This is a genomic window from Parabacteroides sp. AF48-14 (genome assembly GCF_003477465.1).
GTDB classification, from domain to species: Bacteria; Bacteroidota; Bacteroidia; order Bacteroidales; family Tannerellaceae; genus Parabacteroides; species Parabacteroides acidifaciens.
Genome location: NZ_QUDI01000005.1, coordinates 123055 through 135771 on the forward strand (window position 1 = coordinate 123055; position 12717 = coordinate 135771).

Annotated in this window: 9 protein-coding genes, 1 tRNA gene and 1 pseudogene; 7 read left to right on the forward strand and 4 right to left on the reverse strand. The window is 48.7% G+C overall.

Features of this window, described 5'->3' with window-relative positions; genetic code table 11:
* Positions 1 to 3: 3 nt before the first annotated feature.
* The 5 genes and pseudogenes from DW083_RS03935 to DW083_RS03960 all read left to right on the forward strand — a co-directional run bounded on the left by DW083_RS03935 (position 4) and on the right by DW083_RS03960 (position 7450).
* Positions 4 to 1653 (forward strand): PCMD domain-containing protein, encoded by a 1650-nt coding sequence (locus tag DW083_RS03935; RefSeq protein ID WP_122331507.1) that lies wholly within the window; start codon positions 4 to 6, stop codon positions 1651 to 1653.
* Positions 1654 to 1986: 333 nt separating this feature from the next.
* Positions 1987 to 4025, forward strand: a pseudogene (gene metG / locus DW083_RS03945) (methionine--tRNA ligase).
* A gap of 16 nt (positions 4026 to 4041) precedes the next feature.
* Positions 4042 to 5190, forward strand: coding sequence for a DegT/DnrJ/EryC1/StrS aminotransferase family protein (locus DW083_RS03950; protein ID WP_122331510.1), 1149 nt, complete (start codon positions 4042 to 4044; stop codon positions 5188 to 5190).
* Between the two features lie 9 nt (positions 5191 to 5199).
* Positions 5200 to 6219, forward strand: a complete 1020-nt coding sequence (locus tag DW083_RS03955) for a Gfo/Idh/MocA family protein (protein WP_122331527.1) — start codon at positions 5200 to 5202, stop codon at positions 6217 to 6219.
* 97 nt (positions 6220 to 6316) lie between these two features.
* The gene (locus DW083_RS03960) at positions 6317 to 7450 is read left to right on the forward strand and encodes an ATP-binding protein (RefSeq protein WP_115498321.1); all 1134 of its coding nucleotides are present in this window, start codon (positions 6317 to 6319) and stop codon (positions 7448 to 7450) included.
* A 14-nt stretch (positions 7451 to 7464) separates the two neighbouring features.
* Here the strand turns inward: DW083_RS03960 and DW083_RS03965 are convergent, their stop codons facing one another.
* Entirely contained in the window at positions 7465 to 7935 is a 471-nt protein-coding gene (locus DW083_RS03965) for an Lrp/AsnC family transcriptional regulator (RefSeq protein ID WP_115498322.1), read from the reverse strand.
* Positions 7936 to 8110: 175 nt separating this feature from the next.
* On the opposite strand from DW083_RS03965, the gene DW083_RS03970 reads away from it, so the two are divergent.
* Both DW083_RS03970 and DW083_RS03975 read left to right on the forward strand, forming a co-directional pair.
* Complete coding sequence (locus DW083_RS03970) at positions 8111 to 9400, forward strand: O-acetylhomoserine aminocarboxypropyltransferase/cysteine synthase family protein (protein WP_122331511.1); 1290 nt, start codon at positions 8111 to 8113, stop codon at positions 9398 to 9400.
* A gap of 97 nt (positions 9401 to 9497) precedes the next feature.
* Positions 9498 to 10241, forward strand: coding sequence for a DUF5131 family protein (locus DW083_RS03975; RefSeq protein WP_122331512.1), 744 nt, complete (start codon positions 9498 to 9500; stop codon positions 10239 to 10241).
* On the opposite strand, the gene DW083_RS03980 is transcribed toward DW083_RS03975, so the two are convergent.
* From DW083_RS03980 to DW083_RS03990, 3 genes are all read right to left on the reverse strand, one after another.
* Positions 10228 to 11319 carry an acyltransferase gene (locus DW083_RS03980; protein ID WP_122331513.1) on the reverse strand — a complete coding sequence of 364 codons (1092 nt, stop codon included), beginning with the start codon at positions 11317 to 11319 and terminating at the stop codon, positions 10228 to 10230. The genes DW083_RS03975 and DW083_RS03980 overlap by 14 nt on opposite strands.
* Before the next feature lie 72 nt (positions 11320 to 11391).
* Positions 11392 to 11463, reverse strand: a tRNA-Lys gene (locus tag DW083_RS03985).
* A 77-nt stretch (positions 11464 to 11540) separates the two neighbouring features.
* A complete protein-coding gene (locus DW083_RS03990; protein WP_122331514.1) occupies positions 11541 to 12689 on the reverse strand; it encodes an AI-2E family transporter in 1149 nt (382 codons plus the stop codon).
* Positions 12690 to 12717: the final 28 nt, after the last annotated feature.

A 12717-nucleotide genomic window follows, 5' to 3' on the forward strand; every position in this document is an offset into this window, starting at 1 on the left:
GCGATGAATTATAAAGTCTATATAAAAGGATGTCTGTTGTCGCTTGTCTGCGCCTTGACCGGATGTATAGAGAATGATATTCCCTATCCGGTTGTAAAAGCCGAGATACAGGAGATCGAGACGAACGGTTTCGTCTCTTCTGCGATCGACAAGGAGATGAGAACTGCCGCTATTTTAGTGGATGATACGGTCGATCTGCGTACGCTTCGCATCACGAAGTTGCGGGTGACGGACGGCACGCTGATTATTCCGGATTCCATGGCTTGCAAGGATGCCGCCCTTTTTCCGGATTCGGGATTCGTGTCGGTCGACAGTCTGCCGTCAACGGTCAATACGCAGATCAATCTGTTGTCGCCGGCTACCTTTGTCTTGCGTATTTATCAGGACTATCCCTGGCAGATATCGGCAAAACGCAATATCCAGCGGAAATTCTCGATCAAGGCAGCCGACGGTAGCGACGTGCAGGTCGGAACTCCGATTGTCGACGAAGAGAACCATAAAGTGATTGTCTATGTGAGCAAAGATACGGATCTGGGCAACCTGAAAGTTCTGGAAATGAGGTTAGGAAGCTCGATTGCGGTTACGACGCCGGAACCGACGACCGTTACTGACTTCCGCCGTACCCGCTCTTTTGACGTGACGGCCTTTGGCGAGACGGAAACATGGTCTGTCAGTGTCGTTCACTACGAAGGAACCGGCGCAAGCCTTTCCGTTTGGGCAAAGCGCGCCTATCTGACCGGTGTGGCAAAAGAAGGAACGAACATCGATATCCAATATCGCCAGAAAGGAGAAGAAACCTGGGATCAGGTCTTCGATGACGAAATCACGTTCAACGAAGACGGAACTTTCTCCGCAGCTATGCGCCATCTGATACCTTCGACCGAATATGAATATAAGGCGGTAATCGGCTCCCAGACATACGATGTCACGAGCTTTACGACAGACGAAGCCGCCCAGTTGCCTAATTCCGGCTTTGAAGATTGGTGGTTGAACCCGAAAAACATCTGGTTTGTCTATGCCGAAGGAGGAGAGATGTTCTGGGACACTGGAAATACCGGCTCTAACCTGGCCAACAAGAATGTGACAGTCTTCGATGAGTCGAAACCTCATGGCGGCAAACGCTCGATCAAGTTGGCATCGGAAAATGTCATTATCAAGTTTGCTGCCGGAAACCTGTTTGCCGGGGAATATGTGAAGACGGATGGAACCGACGGTATTCTGGATTTCGGCCGCCCGTTCACCGCCCGTCCGACAACACTCAAAGGCTGGTTCAAATATACTTGTAAACCGATTTCCCAGATTTCGGATGATCCGGAAGATCAGTTCGAGGATGCCCAAAAAGGCATGAACGACCAGGCGCATATCTACATCGCTTTGGGTGACTGGAACTCGCCGGTACGTATCCAGACAAAGAAGAAGAACCGCCAGCTATTCAGCAAGTCCGATTCGCATATCATCGCTTATCAGGAAATGATCGTAGGAGAAACGGTCGGTGAATGGACGGAATTTAAGCTGAAGCTGGATTATCGCTCGCTGACACGCAAGCCAACCTATATTGTGGTCGTAGCCAGCGCCAGCAAATACGGCGATTATTTCACCGGAGGCGACGGCAGCACGTTGTGGCTGGATGATTTGGAACTGATATACGAATAACATATCAAACGTAGAGACGCACGGCCGTGCGTCTCTACAACAACAACCCTACCCCCAACAACCCCCATTGTATCGGGAACCCCAATCCATATCATCGTTAATGGCCGGATTTAAATCTGTGGTTACCAAACAAATTAATATAATACGTGAAACACCCGGCAGAAAAGTTTGGCAAGCGAATTATTATGATCATATCATTCGTAATAATGAAGAGTATCAACGAATAGCAGATTATATTGAAATGAACCCGATATGCTGGCAGTCTGATTCCTTGAGGTGATAATATCTAAAATAAATTCCTTACCTTTGTGCCTCAAAAAGAGAACACAAGGTATGGAAAAACAGTTTAAGAGAACACTGATTACTACGCGTTGCCGTATGCGAACGGGCCGGTGCACATCGGTCACCTGGCCGGAGTGTATGTGCCTGCCGATATTTATGCACGCTATCTTCGCCTGAAGGGAGAAGAGGTTCTGATGATTGGTGGATCGGATGAACACGGAGTGCCTATCACGTTGAGAGCGAAGAAAGAAGGCATCACTCCGCAGGATGTGGTTGACCGCTATCATGGCATTATCAAGAAGTCTTTCGAGGATTTCGGTATCACCTTCGATATCTATTCCCGTACGACTTCGGCCACACATCGCCAGGTTGCGTCGGATTTCTTCCGTACCTTATACGACAAAGGCGAATTCATCGAGAAAACGAGCGAACAGTATTATGACGAAGAGGCAAAGCAATTCCTTGCCGACCGCTATATTACCGGAACTTGCCCCCATTGCGGAAACGAAAAGGCCTACGGCGACCAGTGCGAAGCCTGCGGCACATCCCTGAGCCCGACAGACCTTATCAACCCGAAATCCGCGATCAGCGGAAGCCAGCCGGTGATGAAGGAAACCAAACACTGGTATCTGCCTCTCGATAAATGGGAACCGTTCCTGCGCCAGTGGATTCTGGAAGGACACAAGGAATGGAAACCGAACGTCTATGGCCAGTGCAAGAGCTGGTTGGATATGGGCTTGCAACCCCGCGCCGTAAGCCGCGACCTGGATTGGGGAATCCCCGTACCGGTGGAAGGAGCTGAAGGCAAAGTGCTGTATGTCTGGTTCGACGCGCCTATCGGATATATCTCCAACACGAAAGAGTTGCTGCCCGAAAGCTGGGAAACCTGGTGGAAAGATCCGGAAACCAAGATGGTCCATTTCATCGGAAAGGATAACATCGTGTTCCACTGCATCGTCTTCCCGGCGATGTTGAAGGCGGAAGGCAGTTTCAATCTGCCGGAAAACGTGCCGGCCAACGAGTTCCTGAACCTCGAAGGCGATAAGATCTCCACTTCCCGCAACTGGGCTGTCTGGTTGAATGAATATCTGGTCGATATGCCGGGCAAGCAGGATGTCCTGCGCTATGTCCTGACTGCCAATGCTCCGGAAACGAAGGATAACGATTTCACATGGAAAGACTTCCAGGCACGCAATAACAATGAGTTGGTTGCTATCTTAGGTAACTTCGTCAACCGCGCACTGGTACTGACTGAGAAGTATTTCGAAGGAAAAGTGCCCGCAGCCGGCGAACTGACCGACTATGACCGCCAGACACTGACAGACTTCGCCAACGTGAAAGCCGACGTGGAGCGCCTGCTGGATACATACCATTTCCGCGACGCCCAGAAGGAAGCCATGAACCTGGCCCGCATAGGTAACAAATATCTGGCCGACACCGAACCCTGGAAGCTGGCTAAGACCGACATGGGACGTGTGGCAACGATCATGAATATCTCCCTGCAGATCACGGCAAACCTGGCGATCGCCTTCGAACCGTTCCTGCCCTTCAGCATGGAGAAACTGAACAAGATGCTGAACGTCGCGCCGTTAGGCTGGAACCGTCTCGGCTCGACCGACCTTCTGGAAGCCGGCCACCAGTTAGGCAAATCCGAACTGCTGTTTGAAAAGATCGAAGACAGTGTGATCGAAGCGCAGGTGCAGAAGCTGCTCGACACCAAGAAGGCAAACGAAGAAGCCAACTACAAGGCAAAGCCGGTTCGCGAGAACATCGCCTTCGACGACTTTACGAAGTTGGACATCCGTGTCGGGACGATCCTGGAATGCACAAAGGTGCCTAAGGCAGACAAACTGCTTCAGTTCCGCATTGACGACGGTTTGGAAAAACGTACGATCGTCTCCGGTATCGCCCAGCACTACGCTCCCGAAGATCTCGTCGGCAAGCAGGTTTGCTTCATCGCCAACTTAGCACCGCGCAAACTGAAAGGTATCGTCTCCGAAGGAATGATACTGTCCGCCGAAGATTTCAACGGAAGCCTCTCCGTAATCATGCCGGAGAAAGCTGTGAAACCCGGCAGCGAAGTGAAATAAACACCTCGGGAAGAAAATGTTTGAGGAACAGATACAAATGGTTGATTTGCACGGACAATATCTCCGCTTCAAGGAGGAGATAGACGCAGCCATGCAACGTGTGATCGACAATTGTGCCTTCATTAACGGCCCGCAGGTGAAAACCTTTTCAGCGCATTTGGGCGAATATCTCCGGATTCCTTACGTGATTCCATGCGGAAACGGTACGGATGCGTTGCAGATTGCCCTGATGGCGCTGGAACTCGAGCCGGGCGACGAAGTGATTCTGCCTGCGTTCACCTATATCGCTGCTGCCGAAGTGGTCGCGTTGTTAGGGCTGACGCCAGTGCTGGTCGATGTCGATCCGTGCACATTCAATATCGATCCGCAGAAGATAGAAGCGGCCGTTTCTGAGCGGACAAAGGCGATTATCGCCGTCCACCTCTTCGGACAATCCTGCGAAATGGAGACGATTATGGCCTTGGCCGATGCTTATCATTTGTATGTGATAGAAGATAATGCCCAGTCTATCGGGGCGGAATATACTTTCCCGGACGGACGGGTGCAGAAGGCCGGGACAATCGGGCATATCGGGATTACTTCCTTTTTCCCCTCCAAACCGTTGGCGTGCTATGGCGACGGCGGCGCGTTGATGACATCGGACGAGGCGTTGGCAACGCGCATCCGCATGATTGCCAATCATGGACAGGAATGTAAATATCATCATAAACAGGTTGGCTGCAACTCCCGACTGGACACGTTGCAGGCCGCTATTCTGGAGGTCAAGTTGAAGCATATCACAGCTTTTACCGAAGCCCGCCGGAAGGTTGCCGCCCACTATGACGAGGCGCTTGCCGCTTGCGAACAGTTCGTTCTTCCGGCGCGTTCCCCGTTTTCCACCCATGTCTATCACCAATATACAATCCAGGTGAAAGACGGTAACCGGGATGCACTGCAAGGTCTGTTGAAGGAGCGGGGGATCCCTTCGATGGTTTATTACCCGTTGCCTGTGCATCATCAGGAAGCATACGGTTCTATTTCCCGCATCTTCGGCAGTTTGGACGTCGCTACCCGTTTGTGTGAATCCGTTCTTTCCCTGCCCATTCATACCGAGATGTCAGCCGAACAACAGCAATACATAACAGAAACCCTCGTAGAGGCGAGTTCCAAACTCGCCCTCAAATAAGATATGATTATGGATAAAAAGATAAAATTCGCAGTAGTCGGTTGTGGCCATATCGGTAAACGTCATGCCGAGATGGTGACCCGCGATCCGGATGCCGAACTGGTAGCCCTTTGTGACATCCGCCCCCGTGAAGAACTGGGTGTTGAAGCCTACGACGTCCCTTTCTTCTCCTCTCTGGCGGAGTTGTTGCAGAGCGGTCTCGCGATCGATGTCGTGAATATCTGTACCCCGAACGGCCTGCACGCTGCGATGGCTATCGAAGCTATTCAGGCAGGCTGCCATGTCGTGATCGAGAAACCGATGGCGCTGACGCTTGCCGACGCCGAGAAGGTTGTTTATGCCTCGTTGAAATACCGCAAACAGGTCTTCTGCGTCATGCAGAACCGCTATTCTCCTCCTTCCGTCTGGATCAAGGAAATGGTGGAATCTGGCAAGTTAGGCAAGATCTATATGGTCCAGCTGAACTGCTACTGGAACCGCGACGAACGCTATTATAAGCCGGGCGGCTGGCACGGAGATGCCAAGCTGGACGGAGGGACGCTCTTCACCCAGTTCTCCCATTTCATCGATATCATGTACTGGCTTTTCGGGGATATCTGCAACATTCAGGCCCGTTTTGCCGACTTCAACCATGCCGGGCTGACCGCTTTTGAGGATTCCGGCTTCGTGAACTTCAATTTTGTGAACGGCGGAATGGGAAGCCTGAGCTATTCCACTTCCGTCTGGAACAAGAACATGGAAAGCAGCATGCTGATCGTTGCGGAGAACGGCAGCGTGAAAATCGGCGGACAGTATATGAATGAAGTGGAATACTGCCACGTCAAAGACTACGAAATGCCCGAGTTGGCACCGACCAATCCGGGAAATGACTACGGCCCTTACAAAGGTTCCGCCCAGAATCACAACTTTGTGATCCGCAACGTGGTGCGTGTCCTTTCCGGCGCCGACGCCGAATGCATCACGACCAACGTGCTGGAAGGCATGAAAGTGGTGGACATCATCCAACGCATTTATGCGTTGAAGAAATAGGCGGGAATGGTAAATTCGTCATCCTATTGACGAATTTAATATAAAAATCGTCAGTTGAGAGATCGTTTTTACTATCTTTGCTGTAAACTAAGTGGATATGGAGACAGTCAAACGAATCCTACAGGATAAAATATCAGAGCGGATAGAGCCGGGTAAGGCTATTCTGCTCTTTGGAGCAAGGCGAGTTGGTAAAACTGTCCTTATGCGCGAATTAATCAAGACGTTTAAAGGGAAAACGATGTTGCTCAACGGTGAAGACTATGATACAATCTCTTTGCTGAGTGAACGTAGCATATCCAACTATAAACATTTACTCGAAGGAATTGACTTGCTTGCTATTGATGAAGCTCAAAACATTCCGGACATTGGTGCTAAGTTGAAACTGATTGTAGACGAGATTGAGGGAATAAGAGTGATTGCAAGTGGTTCATCTTCATTCGACCTGCTTAACAAAGCCGGCGAACCGTTAGTCGGGCGTTCAACCCAGTTCCATTTGAACCCATTTTCGCAAAAAGAGATATCTCAAATCGAGAATGCTCTGGAGACGAAGCGTAATTTAGAATCCCGGTTGATATATGGCTCCTATCCTGAAGTGGTAATGCTGGAGAGTTTTGAGCGTAAAACGGATTATCTCCGGGATATTGTTGGAGCTTATTTGTTGAAGGATATTTTGGCAATCGACGGTTTAAAGAACTCCGGTAAGATGAGGGAACTTCTACGACTGATTGCTTTTCAAATGGGAAGTGAAGTTTCGTATGAGGAACTTGGGCGGCAATTAGGCATGAGTAAGAATACAGTAGAGAAATACCTTGACTTACTTTCAAAGGTATTTGTTGTCTACCGTTTGGGAGCATATTCACGGAATTTGAGAAAAGAAGTTGTAAAAGCCGGAAAGTGGTATTTCTATGATAATGGAATTCGCAATGCTATTATTGGTAATTTTAACCCGTTGGCTGTGCGCCAGGATATTGGTGCCTTATGGGAGAATTATTTGATTAGCGAGCGTATTAAGAAGTGTAATAACCAAATGCAGATAAAGGAGTTTTATTTCTGGCGTACGTATGATAATCAGGAGATAGACTTGATTGAAGAGTCCCCGGACGGGATTTCTGCATTTGAATTTAAATGGGGCGATAAGAAGCCTTTAGCGCCGTCTGCTTTTTCGGCCGCATATCCGGAGGCCTCTTTCGACGTAATAAATAAGGATAACTATTTGGACTTTGTTTTATAGGTGAGTTTTAACCGTCAGATATGTATCCCGTATTGATGTTTCACCTCGGCCATTACGAATGTGCTTTCGAGGGAGCCGAGGCTGTCGATTGTTCCTAATACGTTCAGGATAAATTCCTGGTAGTATTTCATATTAGGTGCGTGTATTTTGAGCAGGTAATCATAGCGGCCCGATATATTGTAGCATTCCGTTACTTCCGGAATGTCTTGTACGATTCTTGTAAACTCGGCGGCAATTTCCTTGTTCAACCTTCTGAGCTTTACGCTGCAAAACACCACAAAACCCTGGTTCAGCTTTTCTGCATCCAGCACGGCAATGTACTTCTTTATATATCCTCCGTTTTCAAGACGTTTCAGGCGTTCGAAGACGGGGGTCGATGAAAGGCTGACGCTTGCCGCCAGCTCTTTTGTCGTCAGTCGGGCGTTGCTTTGCAGGGTTCGCAGGATCTGCAGGTCCACTTTGTCTAATTTCTCCGGTGTGTTCATAAGAATAAAATTCTATTGAGAGCTACTTTCGGCACGCTGTGCCTTACGCTTGTTCTGTTTGATGCGGTAAAAATAGTATTATTTTCTGTATTTAGTGCAAATCTTGTTTGAAGTATCTATAGTCTATAGTTTTGCTGGAAAATAAACAAGAAGAATAATTTAAAAGAATAAGACTATGGCAACAAAGAAATTGCATTTTGAGACCTTACAACTCCATGTCGGACAAGAGCAGCCGGATCCCGCAACAGATGCGCGTGCAGTCCCTATTTATCAGACAACTTCCTATGTGTTCCACGATTCGCAGCATGCGGCAGATCGTTTCGGTCTTCGCGACGCGGGTAATATCTATGGCCGCCTGACCAACTCGACACAAGACGTTTTCGAAACACGTGTAGCGGCTCTTGAAGGAGGTGTCGCCGGCTTAGCTGTCGCTTCCGGTGCGGCTGCCGTTACCTATGCACTGCAAAATATACTGCGTGCAGGCGATCATATTGTTGCAGCCGATAATCTTTACGGCGGCTCTTTCAACCTGATCACGCATACGTTAGTCGGTCAGGGCATAAGTAATACGATTGTCAACGTAAACGACCTTGACGCTTTGGAGTCTGCTATCCGGGAGAATACGAAGGCTGTTTATGTTGAAACATTCGGCAACCCGAACTCCGATGTGACCAATATCGATGCCGTGGCGGAAGTGGCTCATCGTCATCATATTCCGTTGATTGTCGATAACACATTCGGCACTCCGTATCTGATTCGTCCGATCGAGCACGGTGTCGACATTGTGGTCCACTCTGCGACCAAGTTTATCGGAGGTCACGGCACGAGTTTGGGAGGCGTGATTGTTGATAGCGGCAATTTCGACTGGAAAGCGAATGCGGACAAGTTCCCGACATTGGCCCAGCCGGACCCGAGTTATCACGGCGCCGTTTTTGCGGATGTGGCCGGTCCGGCAGCTTTTGTGACCCGCATCCGTGCCGTCATCCTGCGTGATACGGGGGCGACTATTTCTCCGTTCAACGCTTTTATCCTGTTGCAGGGCTTGGAAACATTGTCGCTTCGTGTGGAACGGCATGTGGCAAATGCTTTAAAAGTAGTGGATTACCTGTCCCGGCATCCCAAAGTGTCAAAAGTGAACCATCCGTCCCTTCCGTCTCATCCCGACCATGAGCTGTACAAGAAATATTTCCCTAAAGGCGCCGGCAGCATCTTTACCTTCGAGATTAAAGGCGGACAGGAAGCTGCCTGGAAGTTTATCGATTCATTAGAAATCTTCTCCCTTCTTGCCAATGTCGCCGATGTGAAGAGCCTCGTCATTCACCCTTATACGACCACCCATTCGCAGATGACCCCGGAAGAACTGGCCGGACAACGCATCACGCCTTCCACCGTGCGCCTGAGTATCGGAACCGAGTATATCGATGACATCATTGACGATTTGGAGCAGGCGTTTGCCCAAATCTGATAAAAGATATAATAATTTGCTACATTTGCAAATGTCCGACTAAAATTGGGCACCGTAAACGTTAGTTTAATCATATCAATAAAGTTGTATTACAGTAATGCCGGCAAACGCTATCGTCAAGAAATCTGCCCTGTGGAATCCGTGGCACGGCTGTCACAAGTTGAGTGAGGGCTGCATGTATTGCTATGTCTATCGGGGAGATGCAAGAAGAGAGGTGGACAGTACTTTAGTGACACAGACCAAGAGCTTTGATGTACCCATCCGCCGGAAGCGTAACGGGGAATACAAAATCCCGTCCGGGACATTGGTCTATACCTGTTTCACTTCCGATTTCTTTGTCAGCGACGCTGATGAATGGCGTTCCGATGCCTGGGAGATGATACGGCAGCGTAGTGACTTGAACTTCATGATGATTACCAAACGGATCGACCGCCTTGCCCAATGTTTGCCGGATGATTGGGGAGACGGATATGACAATGTAACCATCTGCTGCACAGTCGAGAACCAGTCCCGTGCCAATTATCGTCTGCCGATTTACCACACTTCTCCCATCAAGCATAAGATCATCATCTGTGAGCCGTTGCTGGAGCGGATTGATCTCACCCCTTTCCGCATAGGCGAATGGGTGGAACAGGTTGTCGTCGGAGGCGAATCAGGCTATGATGTCCGTCCCTGCGATTTCGACTGGGTGATGGAACTTCACGATGTTTGCGCAAAGAACGGCATCTCGTTCTGGTTTAAGCAGACCGGGGCAAAGTTTATCAAAGATGGCAAACTCTATCACGTCAAACGCCAATTCCAGCACTCGCAGGCACGGAAGGCGGGGATTAATCTCCTATAACCCATTTGCTGCCCGGTATATACGAGATAATCTTGGTCGTGACGAAACAGCAAATGAAGGTGCTGACAGCAATACAGGGTATGGCGGCAACAGTAGGCAATCCCAATGTCTGCTTGAATACTGTTACCCATAGCCCGAGCCAGAATATATGCATAAGATATATGCCATAGCTGAGTTTCGACAATTCCGTTATGAGTCGTGGGGCTTTCGGCCGGCTTATGCATGTAAACATAAGGAATGTGCCCGTTGTGAGAATCACACAGTTAATTGTGCAGAAAGCCCATCCTATCTCTATAACAGGAGTGGTAAGGGTTTCTCCGGGTATAGCCTGGATATAGAACGAATAGATGGTCGAAACCGCTCCGATAAGCATTAAAACGGTTCCTATAGCGAGGCGTTTTGTGCGATCCCATGTCAGATGCACACGTATGTAGTGCGCCAATACGAGGTATCCTAAATAACCGGAGAAATACCACAACATATGGTATTCGTTCCAAAAACATTGTCCCCATACTTCACCGGACCATCGGTTGAGATACGGCATGCACGTCGATAACAGGAACAGCCCTATGAAGAACAGCTCTTCTTTTGCTGTGGCTTTGCTCAGCCATGGAGAAATTATAGGAATGAAGAGATAAAGACTGATCAAAGGATACATGAACCACAGGTGTCCGGCCAGCGAAGGGAAGTTCAGTAATATTCGCGATAAGTCGGTTAAGGATGTATCCCTGTCTATCTGTCCCCATAGCAGAGGCAGCGTGCTATACAGTATCATGAATATGAAAAACGGCGGCAGGATACGGGTGAAACGCCGGCGGTAGAATTGCCACATACTCTGTTCCTCCTTCATCGGTACAAGAAGAAAAGCGGAAACAATCATGAACAGAGGAACTGCCATACGCGAGAAACCGTCGTACACGGAAACCCAGAGCCGGTCGGCCTCGTTGGCTAAATAGGATTGTGGGCCCGCCATGTCTGTAGATCCGGCTGCACCATAAAAATTCTCACTGGCATGGACGACAATGACGAGGAAGCATGCGAACACGCGCACATAGTCTAAAAAAACGATACGTTTCATTTTTGTAACTGTCTTATAAGGTAACAAATAAAAAAAGGCTTGGAGATAAGTCTCTAAGCCTTTAAGTTTGAGTGAACCGCCTGGGTTCGAACCCAGGACCCCATCCTTAAAAGGGATGTGCTCTACCTGCTGAGCTAGCGATTCATCCTGTGCGTTACTTCTGTAATGCGGGTGCAAAGGTAGGGCTTTTTTTTATATATGCAACACTTCAGGTGAGTTTTTTACTCATCGGGTGTCGTTTTTCTCTTTTGAGCCTTTGATATCTCGTCCTTTTCCATGAGTGAATGATCATCTTCCATCAGTATAAAACGTTTATAATAAGAGAGAAAGAGTGTCGTTAGGGGAAGTGCTATGATCAGGCCTATAAATCCGAGCAAAGTACCCCATATGGATAGAGACAGAAGAATGATGGCGGGATTCAATCCCATGGCCTTCCCCATGATACGGGGGGTGAGGAACAGATCCTGTATGCATTGTACGATACCGAGGACAAGAATACCCGAACCGAAGATTATCCAGAAGTTATCGCCTGTTTCGGCCGCCTTGAGGAGGCTGAGCAATATCATCGGGATAATACCGATGGCCTGCATATAAGGAATCAGATTCAGGACACCGATGAACAATCCTAAGATGACTGCCAGCGGGAAACCGACAATCCTGAATCCGATAGCCAGCAGAACCCCGACACTGAGCGCAATCAGTGACTGGCCGCGGAAATAACGGTTCATACTGTATTCGACATCGTCAGCCAAGCCTTGCACGAAAGGCCGGTAGCGTTCCGGGATCAGATGAACCCACCCGCTTGCTATCCGTTCGTAGTCCAGCAAGATAAAGATGAAATAGAGGAAAATTACAAAGACAATTGTGATGCTGAAAAGTATGGAAAAAGTGTTGGTCAACACCACCCACATTTTCGGTGCGATCTGTTTGACGGCTTTCTCAATATTCTCCTTACTCAGCAATTGGGCCAACTGGTCGGGGTCGATGTTTTTCTCGATATATTCGGTCCAAGCCTGCGGGATCATCGGAATACGTCCGTAGTTCCGGTTATGTTCCTGCATCAGTTCGACGGTCCTGTTGACCTCCTGTGTGACGGAAGGAACGACCAATACAGTGACTAACGATAAAATAAGGAGAGTGGAGATGAGTACAGCCAGAATAGATAATAACCGACTTTTCAGCTTTACTTTATATTGGAAAAAACGGACAAATGGTTGCATCATATAGGCCAGCAGCCAGGCTATCAGGAAAGGCAACAAAGCATTACGCAGGACAGCAATCAGATAGATGATACCACTGATCACGGCGAGGCCGAAAAGGATACGCGCCACCCTGTCGAATGTAAACGGTTTATCGAATAGTGGGTTCATATATAATTATTATCTTTGGGCAAAGATA

Coding starts and splice junctions, on each gene's coding strand:
- DW083_RS03935 (WP_122331507.1), top strand. CDS start 4: ATGAATTATAAAGTCTATATAAAAGGATGTCTGTTGTCGCTTGTCTGC.
- DW083_RS03950 (WP_122331510.1), top strand. CDS start 4,042: ATGTTTGAGGAACAGATACAAATGGTTGATTTGCACGGACAATATCTC.
- DW083_RS03955 (WP_122331527.1), top strand. CDS start 5,200: ATGGATAAAAAGATAAAATTCGCAGTAGTCGGTTGTGGCCATATCGGT.
- DW083_RS03960 (WP_115498321.1), top strand. CDS start 6,317: ATGGAGACAGTCAAACGAATCCTACAGGATAAAATATCAGAGCGGATA.
- DW083_RS03965 (WP_115498322.1), bottom strand. CDS start 7,935: ATGAACACACCGGAGAAATTAGACAAAGTGGACCTGCAGATCCTGCGA.
- DW083_RS03970 (WP_122331511.1), top strand. CDS start 8,111: ATGGCAACAAAGAAATTGCATTTTGAGACCTTACAACTCCATGTCGGA.
- DW083_RS03975 (WP_122331512.1), top strand. CDS start 9,498: ATGCCGGCAAACGCTATCGTCAAGAAATCTGCCCTGTGGAATCCGTGG.
- DW083_RS03980 (WP_122331513.1), bottom strand. CDS start 11,319: ATGAAACGTATCGTTTTTTTAGACTATGTGCGCGTGTTCGCATGCTTC.
- DW083_RS03990 (WP_122331514.1), bottom strand. CDS start 12,689: ATGAACCCACTATTCGATAAACCGTTTACATTCGACAGGGTGGCGCGT.